This is a genomic window from archaeon (genome assembly GCA_016432545.1).
GTDB lineage: Archaea > Thermoproteota > Nitrososphaeria > Nitrososphaerales > Gagatemarchaeaceae > UBA183.
The window spans coordinates 1,008,152-1,022,353 of sequence record CP066694.1 but is presented as its reverse complement, the minus strand read 5'-3'; the positions used below and the strand labels follow the sequence as shown (position 1 = coordinate 1,022,353).

Below are 14,202 nucleotides of genomic sequence, written 5' to 3'. Positions count from 1 at the left end.
GCCGTGCATAGGGTTCGCGCAAGCATCCGCCGGGATGTTATACTCATCCGTACGCACCGACGCCGTATGGTGGATGACTTGGCTTGGGTGGCTATGAAGGACGTGGCAAGCTGCGATAAGCCCAGGGGAGGAGCATGCAGCCATTGATCCTGGGATTTCCGAATGGGTTAGAACCTGCCGGGATTGCCGCAAGGCGTCCCGGTGATCCGCAAGGATCGCGAACGCTGGGGAAGGAAACATCTGAGTACCAGCAGGAAGAGAAATCAATTGAGATCCCGCTATTAGCGGCGAGCGAAACCGGGAGAGCCCAAACCGAATCCCTTATCGAAAGGTGAGGGAGATGTGGGGTTAGCCTTCAGCGATTGCGACCCTGGACCCGTCTGGCCGAACTTGCCTGGAAAGGCAGAGAAAAGAGTGTGATACTCACGTAGGCTGTGCGGGGACGAGGTCGTGTTGAAGGCAGAGTACCTGGCCTTGACAGTGGCTAGGGAAGATTGGGGGAAAGCAGCCTCCAAGGCTAAACACTACCCAAGACCGATAGAAAACTAGTACCGCGAGGGAAAGTTGCAAAGAGCCCCGAAAGGGGTGTGAAAAGAGCCTGAAACCATACGGTTACAGACGTGCGCGGCCCGAAAGGAGCACGATCCCTGGTCGAGTTCCAGCAATGGAGCTCATCTGGGGGTAAGTGCTGCAGGGTCGCGCATTCCGTCTAGAAATTGGCGGAGCGTAAGCTCCGCTGACTAGAAACACGGGCCAGGGAGTTAACTGTCATGGCGAGCCTAAGGGTTCAAAGCCCGGAGGCGAAGCGAAAGCGATACTCCGCAAGGCCGCAAGGCCCCAGGGAGGAGGTGTGAAAGTGCCTTACAGTCATGGCGGTTTAGACTAGAAACCGAGTGATCGTGCCCTCGACAAGTTGAAGGCGGGCGAAAGCCTGCTGGAAGACTACAAGGGTCTTAACGTGCAACTTAGTCCCCTGATCGGGGGCAAGGGGCCAAAAGCCTATCTAACTCGGTGATTGCTAGTTCCCACCGAAGCGGATCCCAGTCCTGTCTCCGTGGATGTAGCCGACGCTGTAGAGCACTGATGAAGAAACAAGGATTCGAAAGGATCCACTTCTTTTTCAAACTCCGAATGTGTCGGCGCAAGAGAAACGGGGAAGCGGGTTTATGTGGGGTAAGCCTCATAACCGAGAGGGGATTAACCCAGACTGGAGTTAAGGTCCCCAAATTCAGGCTAAGTGTCAAGCCAAAGGGCGTCTATGAGCTCAGACAGCAGGGAGGTAGGCTTAGAAGCAGCCATCCTTCAAAGATAGCGTAACAGCTCACCTGCCGAGCTTGTGGGCCCCGAAAATGGACGGGACTAAAGCCTGATACCGATACTCCGGACAACTACTCTGAGAGTAGTTTGTGGTAGGTGGGCGTAGAGATTGGGCGGAAGCCGGGCCGTGAGGTCCGGTGGACCGATTTCTAGTGCAGATCCTGGTAGTAGTAGCAGCTAAGTCGGGTGAGAATGATGCATCGGCGCGTAAATAGGGTATGGGCCTCAACGTGTGAGGCACCAATTCTGTGCTGGACCTGAGTGGTTTGATACCTGCGGAAATCACAGGGACTCGAATCACAAAGGAAGTTTCAACCAAACAGATTCAACTCACAGGACGGTACAGCAACGGCAGAAGGTTCTGTATCGTCCTGAACAGATTCATCAATACACAACTCTTCAATTTCGGATGCGGTCTCTTCGGAGGAGAGGGAACCAAGGGAGGGAAAGGGACCCCATTCGAGTTCGCAAACAGCAACCCCAAGATCGTAGCGGTCATGCTGAGACTGCTCGACCGATTGGGAATTGACAAATCGACAATATCTCCAAGATTGCAGATACGAATCCCCCTCGGGGATTCGACCGGCAGGGTCCAGCCTCTGATGGAATTCTGGTCCAAGAGCATGGGCATACCCCTGGCCAAGTTCAGAAAGCCGTCCGTCCGCCTCAAGAAGGGGGCCGGGCGGAGCAATTATGGTACAATTTCGATCCGGATCAACTCCGGAATAGTCGGAAAGCTATTCACGTTCTGGACTGACCAGCTTACGCGTCGCGATACATTCTCAAGTCCTGACCGCCGCAAGGGCACGGGTTCCCTGGCAATGCGTCGTCAGCCAGGGGTTAGCCGATCCTAAGTGTATCCTCAACAGGGAGACACGAACCAGGGAAACTGGTCAAAATTCCAGTGCCTTTGACGGACCGATGAGCCGCAAGGCTCGACATCAGCTCCGGTGCTTTGAGATACGGTGTGCAGAGTTTATCGCTCTGTCTAATCTAACTAGTCGTGGGGAGTGTCGTAATGACGAGAACCATGATGAGTGGAGAATGGCCGCCCGTTGGGGTGGTTCACCAGACTCTCGGAGACCGTGAAAACGGAGCTGGAAAGGTTCGTCGAAGATCGTACCCAGATCCGACACCGGTGCCCCTAGGTAAGTAGCCTAAGGCGTGTCGGGGAACTGTAGGTAAGGGAACTCGGCAAATTAGCCACGTACGTTAGCTAGAAGTGGTGCCTGCGTTCGTAATGTGAAATTGCGTTCGCAGGTTGCAATAACAAGGGGGTCTCGACTGTTTACTAAAAACACAGTAAGCCGCAAGTCCGAAAGGATGAGTACGGCTTATGAATCCTGGCCAGTGCAGGTACCTAAAACTTGGGTTCAACCGAGCTAAGGGCCTGTAAACGCCGGGAGTAACTCTGACTCTCTTAAGGTAGCCAAATGCCTTGTCGGGTAAGTTCCGACGTGCATGAATGGACCAACGAGGGCCCCGCTGTCCCTATCTACGACCCGGCGAACCTACGTAAGGTGGACGAACAGTCCATCAACTTCCATCGGGGAGAGAAGTCCCTGTGGAGCTTTACTGCAGCTTGTTGCTGCGATGCGGTTTTGGTTGCAGAGTGTAACTGGGAGCCTTCGAAGCGCTGCCTTCGGGTGGCGTGGAGGCAACAATGTAACACCAGTCTTTCAGGACTGCGTCGCTAACTCCTAAGGGAGGACAACGGCAGGTGGGCAGTTCGGCTGGGGCGGCACCCCCTTGAAAAGATATCGAGGGGGCCCTAAGGTTGGCTCATCTGGGTCAGAACTCCAGAGTTGACGGCAAGGCGAAAAGCCAGCCTGACAGGAAGCTTAAACGCAGAGCTTTCTGCAACGAAAGTTTGGCCTAGCGATCATTCAAGTCCTCACTGTTGGGGGCTGGATGTGACAGAAAAGTTACCCCAGGGGTAACAGGCTCGTCGCGGGCGAGAGCTCCAATCGACCCCGCGGTTTGGTACCTCGGCCCATTAGTGGGCCTTGGGGCAAGATCGTGGTAACGCGATTGAAGTTTTCCGAAAGAAAAAACGAGTATCGGCTTATATCGGCGAAACCCGACCTCCTTTATCCAGGAGTCCGAGCAATCGGATCTTTGGGAAGAGCGGGAGAGGGCAACGCCGAGGGAAGTCCAACGGGATTTCAGCACCCGGTCAGATGGAAGGATTAACCGAAGACCAGCAGCAACATTCGTCGAGCTTGCAGTTCGGGCACTCCCTCGGGGAGCTGCTCGCCTTGCATTCGCTCGGCGCACACCCACAATCAGCGCAGGTGATGATCAGCCGTTGCATCGGCACGGCAGACGTCCCCTGACTCTTATATCATACTGGGGCTACGCACCGCTCATGTGGTTCGTCGTCCTGGTCAAGTTCAGGCGAAAGCCGACCAAAGAAGACACAGAGAAGATGAACTCATACTGGAGCGAGGCAGAAAAGTGGGGTGTCAAACGGCACCACGCCTTCTGGACGCTCGGCCGGTATGACGCCGTGTTCATCACAGAAGCGCCCGACGCCGAGACGATGATGAAGTTCAACATGGGAACTCCAACAGACCTCGGAAAGTCGGAGACCCTGGTCGCCTTCGGGCGAGACCAGGTCGTCAGCTGGCTAAAGTAGACGCGAAAGCGTCCACCGGTTTTCTTTTCCTTTGACAGGAAAGATTCAGTCAGGCATACGGCGGAGGCAGCGCAAACGACCCCGTGGGGGCCTTTGATCTCCCCTCGGTCGCGCGTTGCCAACATCCCGGATGCCTCTGATCATCAGCGAGGTACGACCATTTCCGTTGTGACCCCGTAACGACTGAGCGCGCAGAAGTAGTGCGTCATGAGATGCCGAAGGGCAAGCTCGAGAATCCCGCAAGGGACGCGTCACGTTCCGACGTGTCGCGACATTCGCTCGGGTGCGCCATACAAAACTTCGGCCATCATACGCCGACCCCTCCAAGTGCTGGAGGGTGAAGACATAGTCTAACTCCGGGCGTAAGCCTGGGTAAAGTTGCGATGTCGGCTCTTCCCATCCTGGTCCTGCAGCAGGGGCCAAGGGTGGGGCTGCTCGCCCATCAAAGGGGAACGTGAGCTGGGTTTAGACCGTCGTGAGACAGGTCGGCCTCTACCTGATGGAAGGGGATGATCACTGAGGGGAAGCTCTGCCCAGTACGAGAGGAACAGCGGAGCGTTGCCTCTGGCGTACCGGTTGTCCGAGAGGGCATCGCCGGGCAGCTAAGCAATTGTGGATAACCGCTGAAAGCATCTAAGCGGGAAGCCACTCCCGACAAGAGTGATCAATCCGTCCTAACCTCTGCCGCAAGGTGGAGGAGCGGATGGAGGAGGGCGGCCATAGAAGATGGCATTGAAATGGCGGGGGTGTACGCTGGAAGTCCGCAAGGGCGACCAGTTCAGCCCGTCCGCTAATTATAGCCCAACGCAGGATGAGGTATTCCCGGCGGAGGCGCAATGAACCCTATGCACGGTGTACAGGCCCCTTTTGCCTCTTGAGGCGCAAGGGCTCCCCCCAACACTTATCGCTGTCAGTAGCAAGGGAAGTCATGATGAGTTCAGGGCTTGGCTTCAGTTGGCACAGATGCCGGTATGCGTCAAGAGATAATAGACATGGATAGTCGCGACACCGTCCCAGGCCCGTCTGCGGGGGGAGCGGCTATGCCAAAGTTGAGTTCTAACGACAATTGGAGCATCTCCAGCTAACCTCGATGACCCGTCAACCGAAGTCCGATTTCGATGACATGGCGTCCGATTTCGACCTTCTCTTCCAGAATCCTGATGAATTGACCCGGCTTGAATCGCACTCTCTAAGTCGAGTGTTCGAGCGTTACGGGGTTAAGTCCGTACTAGATTGTGCCGCTGGCACAGGGATTCAGGCTATAGGACTAGCAGAAGGGGGATACGACGTCAGTGCCTCTGACATATCAGACAAGATGCTCAAACAGCTGGGAAGGAAGGCAGCTGACAAGAGACTCAGGATTCCGACCGCACTTGCCGATTTCCGGACCCTCGAACCATGGAAAGGCTCTACGTTCGACGCGGTCATTTGCTGTGGAAACTCTATTCCTCTGGTCGCTGATCTCGATGAGGTAAGACGCTCCCTTCGAGCCATGACTAGTGTAACACGACTCCACGGCATCGGTGTGGTAGGATTACACAACTATCTCTGGCCAGGTCTCAAGAAACATCGATTGTCATATCGAGGGACCAGAGTCAACAGGGAAGGTATCGAAATGCGGGTGGACTTCCGCCTATATGACCTTGGACGCGTCAAGGTCAACTATCTGTGCGTTAGGTTAGGAAGACGTCCGTGGTTTACGCAGTATGTAAAGTCGTATCTACTTCTCCGACCTCAGGCTCTTGCAAACCTGATGTTGGATTGCGGTTATAAATCAGCGAGAATCCTCGACCGGCGTGGGTTCGAACTTCATGAGGGTTTCGACGAGTTCCCATTGGTGGTAGGAGAAACCTGAAAGTCGCTGAGCAATCCAGCATGTTGGGAGTAGAACGATGCTAAAGACGGATCTCTCCCCGATTCAACAACTCAAGATTAGTTGCTTCAGTAGAGGAATCGCAGTAAGCCCGTCCGCTTCGAAGTCTTTGACACAGGACGGGAAAGTCCCACTGTCCCTGCACGAATACTCAACGACTGGTGGTGTGACTGTGGAACTGGAGGGTGGGGTATACATCAACGCGCCCTTCGACGAACCACTCTGCAAGAACCCAGAGGCCTCACTGGAGTACAACCCCGACACCCAAGGTCACTACGTAAGATTCAGAGGTACCGACTTTCTTGCACGTGTGCTACCTCTGCCTGGATACCTAGACATCCGCGATTCTGAAGGAAACCTCGCCACCGACGTGGTGATGACTCATGCAGACAGGGCAAGGCTCTCCTTGATATCCGGATGTTCTATGGACTGTGAATTCTGCAGCCTCGTGGGTTTGAGGTACGTACCAAGATCAGCAAGACAATTGTTGGCAGCCCTTGAAATTGCCAAGCAGGACAAAGCCCTACGTGTCAGACATCTATTGTTGAGTGGGGGAACACCAACCCAAAGGGACTTTGCGCACTTCGCGGAGACCTGCGAGACGTTGATCAAACAGGCCGGAATACCTGTGGACATAATGATGGTTCCACGCAGGGAAACTCAATTCACAGGTCAACTTCTTGATTGGGGAATCCATGGTTTCTCGTTCAACATGGAAGTCTTCGGCGAGGATGCGGCAAGGTCAATCACCCGATTGAAGAACCGCTACATGGGAAGGACAGTACTCTCTGAGAACCTGAAGTTCGCTGTCGAACACATGGGAGGCCCGGGCAGAGTCAGGTCCCTGATCGTAGTGGGGCTGGAGCCTCTTGATACCACTCTGGAGGGAATCGAGTTTCTCGCCAAACTTGGATGTGACCCGGTCATAAGTCCGTTCAGGCCGACCGCAGGAACTGGTCTGGAAGCTGTGGAGGCACCATCAATGGAATATCTAGAGCGCGTCTATGTTCAAGCGGAGAGGATCGCCGAGAGATATGGCGTAAAGCTGGGGCCCCGGTGTATTCCATGCCAGAATAACACCCTTACATTTCCTGACGGCAGCAAGGACTACTTCTATTCCTAGTTAGTGGGGGTGGGTCTACGAACAGGCGCCGGATGATTTCAGAGATCGATGGGCGCCTGGGAAGGCGGAAGCTAATCTGGTTTGGGATTCGAGGCGCAGACGCCGTTCCCTTGTTGGAATTGCAGCAGTTCAGGGAGGTCTTCTCTATCATAGCGCCACTCCAGTCGCTTTCAGTCGAGAGAGAAACGTGCTTGGAGAACATGAAGAAGGAGCGGCCAGACCTCGATCGATACAGCGTTGACGACGACACAACCATACAAGCGTCCGAGTTCCGGCGGGCATTGTTCGAGGCCCTCTCCGAGCCCAGCGCTGTGGTTCCCTACACGACGGGGGGTTTCATCACGGCCGCCTATTACCCCCGATGGGAAACGACCGAATATCTGGGCCTGTTCAACGAAAGAAGGGAGGCTTTCACGTACAAACCATGGGTGGAGTCGGAGTTAGTGAAGCTTGGCGTCCCTACCGTCCCGTGGAGATACGTGAAAGACGAGGATCGCACCCGGCTCATCGAAGCCCTCGAGCTGGGACCAGTTGTCGTTAGGACGTCTAGGACCGACGGCGGAGTGGGGGTTGGGCTTATCCATGACAAGAAGGGGCTATCTCAACACTTGCCGGATCACGCAGACGGGTTCATCGCCGTCGCCCCGTTTCTCCACCCCAACATACCGCTGAATGTCAATGCATGCGTGTTCAAGGACGGGACTGTCTCTCTCCATTCTCCCTCACTACAGCTAATTGGAGTCCCGTCATGTACAAGCAGAACTTTCGGCTATTGCGGGAACGACTTCGCCAGAATTCGAGAGCTCCCAGCCAATATTCTAGATTCATTAGAAGAGATTGTCCTGAAGACCGGGAGATGGCTCGCATCGGTGGGCTATCTAGGGGCATTCGGAGTCGACGCGATTGTTCACGACGCGAAGGTACTCTTGGCGGAAGTCAATCCCAGATTCCAGGGTTCCTCGGCCCTCTCGGCAAGCTTGGACGCCGAACTCGATAGGCCAGACGTCTTTCTTTGTCACATAGCCTCCTTTCAAGGGTTAACACCTCCACCCATTGACCATCTCAGGGACTTGGCGTCCAGTCAAGGGAGGGTTTCGCAAGTAATCATCCATAACTGCACCCCCTCCACTCTGGAGAGGACAGACAATGGGACCTTGGAAGGGCCCAATCGGTATCTCATAGTGCCTCAGAAAGGAATCGGAATCAAACCCAATGCAGTATTGGCAAAGGTATACGTCGACGAATCAGTGACACAAGACGGGCTGAGTCTTTCCCCAGAGTACAGGAAGCTGACAGAAGGCTTTTCAGCAAGCCACTTCAGCAAATCCTCTTCTCGAGTTGAGGCTAGCTCGTGACACAGGCTGACGGAGGGCACGGCCTATGAGCTATGGCTCGGGCCCGAGGGTAGTCCCAATAAAGATCAACGTACCAGAGCAGAAGCAGGCCATCCAACACCTTCTAACCACTTCGATAAAGCAAGGCACCTTCACTCCCTTTCTAGGGGCAGGGGTGTCTGCGTCCTCTCCAAGCTCTGTGGGCTTGTACTTCGAAATCGAACCAGGATCCTACTGGGCAACAGTCCAAGGCAGATTCCAAACTCTGGAATCCGCACTGGGCAAGGGAAACGAGACTACAAGAAAGTACATTCAATCGCTCGCGATGAACTACAGGATACGAAGTCAATCGCAAGGAGTCTCGCCAAGGATGGCCAAGCAGACCCCGATTGTCAACTTCCAGCTGAAGATTGCCAAGCTGGCTTCAGCCTTGATAGCGGCATTCGCAGCAGGCGTTTCCCGTGAACAGAATCCCGGAATCGATTCTGACGATTATTCAGTCGAAATGAGTGAGGGGGAACAAGAAAGAATCGTTGGTCCCCTTTTCGACGCGGTCGAAGCGTCGCTCGCCCTTGTCCTCGATAAGACAAGATCTGGGGGAAAGCCCCGTAGACTGGAGACCTCAATAATCTACAAACGAATGGGCGTAATCACCTGTAAGCTCCTAAGTAGTAAAGTCTGGGGGAAGTCAAAGGTGAGGTGGATTCAGAACGACCAATCGAAACAGGTGCATGAGGCCAAACTTCCCATGTTGAGCGCGCTTTACGAAGAGTGCAATCCCTTCAAGGAGAACCAGGTTCCGCACATGAGACTCAGTCTAATCCAATGGCTTGGGGACCTTCTGTGGTATACCATGCGATTCGACATTCCAGCCTACCCATCTTCCTCCGAACTCGCTTTCCTTGCATCCCTACTATTGGACACCGAAGATCTCCCAAGAAGAGCAGCTTTGGCTGAGGGAGCGAACGCACTTGGAGAGGAAACACTCTTCGTGGAGCATCTGAAGAACTGGCTAAAGTATTGCGAAGGTGACGAACATCAATCGACAACCGACTTCCATCGAGATATTGCAGAACTGCTTGTCCAGGAATTCAAGACGTACGAATGGAACAATGTCGAAGGAAAACAAGAAGGAGGCCTCTACCCCATCGCGTTCACTACAAACTACGATAGATGCTTGGAAATCGCCCTCAGCGATCAGCAATCAAAGTATCATGTAATCTATCCTGTACTTGAAAGGAACCGGCCCGATCAACTCCCTGACACGAAGTGGCTCGTAAGCCTAGGCATCCCAAGCTCAGATGGCCCCAGAGAAGTGGTGAAGGGAGTCTTGTCAGAGGTCAAGGATGAGCGCGGGTTCAGAATCCTGAGAGATGATGACTCCGGCTCCTTGCAGGTGGACGTCCAAGGGCCAATAATCGTGAAACTTCACGGCTCGCCCCTCCACCCAGTCCAAAACGCCAGGCAGGAACCTTTCCTAGTGTTGTCGGAGGCGTCATATCTTCTATCAATGGTGGGCCCACAGGGTTATCCGCAGTTCTTGAATTCCGAGATGTCAGAGTCACGCCGTCAGCTTTGGTTCCTTGGATATTCCCTGAGCGACTGGAACGTAAGGCTTAGTCTCTATCGTCAGGCCCATGAACACTTCATCAACAAACCCAGTAATGAGTTCCGAAACACGATGAACCGTAAGATTGATGCCATCAAGTCTGCGCTGCTTGGAACCTTGCAAGTACGAGTGTATTTGGGCGATTTGGAAGAGCTCGGCAAGATGATTGAACATTCGCTATTGAGTGGTGGTTGAGTGAACTACTCTCAGGCGTCGGAAGGATCACCTTGGCCAGGCCCTGTGCCCTACGATTGGAGATTCAGGGATTCATTTCACGGCCGCGAGTCAGAGATTGTTGAACTGGTCCAAAGGATTTTGCGAGAGAGGTTTGTCGTTGTCACGGGTCCCAGCGGAGCAGGAAAGACTTCGTTGCTCGGAGCGGGAGTTGTGTCCTCGCTACAAAGTCTTCGCCATGGGAAGGGAGTCAGGAATCCCGACGTGGGGCCAGTGCTATTGCTTCGCGAATGGGGTCCCGCCCTCGAGAATGCAGCTCCTGAAGAAGTGCTGAAAACGATGCTCAGGAACGCGGGGGAGGAACTCGAAACGAGGTCCAAGTCCGACGGAAGAGTATTCCGGTCAGTCAGGCCGACTGGTAGCCCATACGAGTACATCTCCGAACTTTGCAGCGCGTTTGGCAGCGTTGTCATAATCTTCGACCAGTTCGAGGAACTACTACGGTTAAGAAACAAGACGGCGGAAGAGATTGTATCGATAATTTCTCAATTGAACAGGAGGGATCCCCGGGTTAAGATTCTCGTCGGGCTGCGAGAGGAGTATCACAAAGACCTAAGGTCCCTTGAGGGCCACGTTGGTGGCCTCTACGGGAGAACTTTCTGGCTGCGGCCGCTAACGGTCAAAGGGGCCGAAGAGGCGATAATCAAGAGCGCCGAGAAGAAGAAGGGAATAGACTTGGGCACTCTCCGAAAGATACTCAAACTATTGGAAGATTATCAACGGCCCGATTCAACCCAGGGGAATTACTCCTCCGCTTCGCAATATGCTGACCTCTTAACACTCCAGGCAATCCTGTTGGAATACTATGCCTACTGCAAGCAACATGAAGTTGATTTGGACGATTCATCATTCGAATCCTACCGGGGTTCCGACACTCTTGAGAAGCTTGTGGGTGGGTCTCTCCAGAGATGGATTACGACCTCGCTGGAACAGACAAGGTTGAAGGAGACCCTCATCACAGCAAAGGAACTCACGAAGGAGGACCGAGATCTGATCATGGCCCACTGCATTACTAGAATGGCCTCGCATTTCTCTTCAGGCTCCTTCAAAATCCTAGTGCTTCAAAGCGACCTCGTCAACCGAAGTCTCGAGGACGATCTTAGGAGGCTTTTCCCGCAAGGATTCAACCAAAGCAAGAGATTCAAGCTTATTGACGAGCTAGCTGCCCAAATCAAAGCTGGGGACAAAGGGTTCTCCTTTGGATTCACTAAGAATGAAGATTCGGGCCCAGAGGTTCACGAGGTTACGGGAGGACCGGCAAGTGACAAGGGGTGGACGCGCACAAAATCAATCAGGACATTAGTGGAGGTAGCCCTTGAAGCTCTGGAGCGGCTGGGAGCTGGGAATGTCATCAGGTCTAGTGTCGACTACAAGAAGGACAAGGTCTGGGAGCTGGTTCACGACGGGTTCGCCAAACCCTTCATCGATTGGGCTGCGGCCCGACAGCATACTATTGAGGACGCATTAGGTTCGCTCAACCAACTAAGCGATGACATAATCATCGAATCTGCGAGCTCCTTGCCCAAGGAGATTCGTGGGGCAAACTGGGCAGGTTGTTGGATAGGCTCTGGGAAATCGCCGAAGGCGATACTCGAGAACATACGTTTCGTCAAATGCAGTTTCAAAGGAGTACTCTTCTCCTTCAAGTGCGTATTTCGCCATTGCACATTCATCGATTGCGAGCTCCCAGGAGCACTTTTCAAGGGGTGCGAAATGGACGATGTCGAATTCAAGGACTGCGGCGCGGACGGCACGTGGTTCAGAGATGCCGTTATGGGGCGAATGCAGTTCAATTCGACGCGGCTAGTCCAAGTCGGGTTCTACAACATACATATGACTGGCGGGTGGTCCTTTGCCGGGGCCAGGGGAGGAAGGAGCGAGAGCGTCGAGTCAGCTCGGTTCGATAACCTGTCGGGAAATCACAAGCTTACTTTCGACAACTGCAATCTTCAGTTCTGTTCATGGGATAAGCATACAGAGTCCAAGATTGAGATAAAGAACAGCCCAGAACCGTCCAATTGTGGCGTCATCTCTGAACGGTAAAGGGCAAGTTCTTGCCCCACTTTCGCATTAGGCAAACTTCAGGATGATCCCTATCAATACGCCCGATACGCCAATCAGAATTGAAACCCTGAACCAAATCCTGGTGAGTTTTGCCGCTTCGCCTGCAATTTCATAGTTTGAGAACAGGTTGAGCCGCTTAACCAAGATATCGTAGTAGTCGCCTATCTCAAACGTCTTTTTGGCAGTCTCGAATTCTTCTTTGTAGAGGTGGGCCTGAATTAAGTCAACGTCATAGAACCACGCGAAGTCCTCGAATGCCTTGTGAGTTAGGTCTCTTAGCTCGGCGGTCTTCTTCCTTTCGCTAACGTGTTTTTCCATTTCTTTGTTGTAGATCATGAAAGTCTCTGCTAGCAGGCACAGCATTCCACTCATCAAGATTGCCCAGCTCACCCCCCACTTGTGCCCCCATTCTGAGTAGTCAAGAATCCCCGCGGCCGTGAGGGCTTCGGGGTGGTCTGAGATATCTGAAAGATAGAGACCTCTATTCAAGACAAACAGGGCGTGAGGAGTCAGCTGGATCAAGTTCCTCTCAACGAATGCATTCTGATCCTGCTCCAACCCACTGGTGAATCCGAGAAGTCTGGTCACAAACCTTGTCCATGATGGATTTGAAGGCGAGGACTGTAGGGTGCTCGGAAGCTTCGTCATCTCGACTTCCTTGTAATGGAATGATATCTCGTTCCTAGATTCATGGATTCCTTTGACAAAACTTCGTACTGTTGATTCTACCTTCGAATCATCTCCCTTCCTCTTTACCATCGAGTTGAGAGGTTTTACAACTTCGACCCAAGCCACCGCTGCCAAGAAGTCCACAAGTAGAATGCTTTCCCCTTCCAAATACTCCTGACATCCGTTCTTGATTACAGCGCTAAGGGCAGGACCGTTGAGAGTTCCTTGAAGACCTCCTAGGTCGACGCGTAACCTGTCAGTGTTGCTGAAGAATTCTAGGAGGTCACCTCTGTCCTCCTTTGGCTCGAGAATCAGGGATATTGCTCCCGCCCTCGCGAGAGTCTCGCGCTCAGATCCTGAATCGGTACCTTCTGACTCTTGAAATTCGGCAGATTTGACGGTTTCAGCAGTCTGAACCTGGAGAAGGATCTGTGCCTTCGCTCTCCATTCAGTCTTTTTCGTGGTAGGGGTTACCTCCAACACATCACTTGGTTGGGTACCAGACATCACAATTTGCTTGTGTGAGTGACGACCTTGGTCTCTTGCCTCGGGATTCGCTTCGGAGAAGGAGACTTCGAGGTCAGGAATCTCTCTGAGCTTGATTGTCCTTAGCCCCCTGCGTCCCTTCGTGGTGAGAAGAGTCGTTTTCCTGAAGAACATGCGTGCCAATAGCTCGTCATGGCCCGACGCGTCAATGGAACTCCCAGTTGCATATTCTCTAATTTCTCCTGCATACCTGCGCCTTGAAACGCGTCTAGCCCAATCCGGGGCAACTTCCTCGAGAGTGACAGTCCTATCACCGACTTTGAACGACTCTGACATCTTCTTTCCGTTCAATCCATTGAGGAACCTGTCAAAGGGGATCTCGCCGGTTCCGTCCGTAAGCTCAAAGCCCTCGGTTAGGACATACACTCCTCTTGCAACCTCTCCGATGTCGTGAGTTTCCTCCTGAACTAATTCACTTCACCCTCGAATGGGGCATTCTTTCGATGCGGACGGGCCGCACCACTCAACACTGGCTTTCCCGACGTTCGAGGGGGTCCAGGCGTGCTCCCACGTCGCCACGACTCTTGACGGCACCTTATTTGAGTTAGGCGCGAGTCACAATCGGCACCGTCACAGAAGGTCTTTCATTCGAGATGATAGCTGGAAGTCCGCAAGGGCGACCAGTTCAGCCCGTCCGCTAGTCATAGCTCAACACAGGGATGGAGTCACTCCCGGCGGAGGCGTAGTGACCCTATGCGCGGGGAAATGTCAAGGGGCGGAACGGGTCTTTCTCTAAGGGGTCAAGTCTAACTGGACCATGACAAATCAACAAATGAATGTTTGATAACACCACCC

General features: G+C 53.4%; 6 protein-coding genes and 1 rRNA gene. 6 read left to right on the top strand and 1 reads right to left on the bottom strand.

The window, feature by feature from the left end; genetic code table 11:
- Positions 1-45: 45 nt before the first annotated feature.
- The 6 genes from HY247_05650 to HY247_05625 all read left to right on the top strand — a co-directional run bounded on the left by HY247_05650 (position 46) and on the right by HY247_05625 (position 12,171).
- A 23S ribosomal RNA gene (locus HY247_05650) occupies positions 46-4,769 on the top strand.
- A 309-nt stretch (positions 4,770-5,078) separates the two neighbouring features.
- Positions 5,079-5,810, top strand: a complete 732-nt coding sequence (locus HY247_05645; protein QQG48242.1) for a class I SAM-dependent methyltransferase — start codon at positions 5,079-5,081, stop codon at positions 5,808-5,810.
- Positions 5,811-5,847: 37 nt separating this feature from the next.
- Positions 5,848-6,951: a hypothetical protein gene (locus tag HY247_05640; GenBank protein ID QQG48241.1), complete on the top strand. Its 1,104-nt coding sequence runs from the start codon at positions 5,848-5,850 to the stop codon at positions 6,949-6,951.
- A gap of 32 nt (positions 6,952-6,983) precedes the next feature.
- Positions 6,984-8,306, top strand: a complete 1,323-nt coding sequence (locus HY247_05635; protein ID QQG48240.1) for an ATP-grasp domain-containing protein — start codon at positions 6,984-6,986, stop codon at positions 8,304-8,306.
- Between the two features lie 25 nt (positions 8,307-8,331).
- On the top strand, positions 8,332-10,089 hold the full coding sequence (locus tag HY247_05630) for an SIR2 family protein (GenBank protein ID QQG48239.1): 1,758 nt from the start codon (positions 8,332-8,334) through the stop codon (positions 10,087-10,089).
- Between the two features lie 45 nt (positions 10,090-10,134).
- Positions 10,135-12,171 carry a pentapeptide repeat-containing protein gene (locus tag HY247_05625; protein QQG48238.1) on the top strand — a complete coding sequence of 679 codons (2,037 nt, stop codon included), beginning with the start codon at positions 10,135-10,137 and terminating at the stop codon, positions 12,169-12,171.
- 27 nt (positions 12,172-12,198) lie between these two features.
- Here HY247_05625 and HY247_05620 read toward each other — a convergent pair whose 3' ends face one another.
- Positions 12,199-13,773: a hypothetical protein gene (locus tag HY247_05620; protein ID QQG48237.1), complete on the bottom strand. Its 1,575-nt coding sequence runs from the start codon at positions 13,771-13,773 to the stop codon at positions 12,199-12,201.
- Positions 13,774-14,202 lie beyond the last annotated feature (429 nt).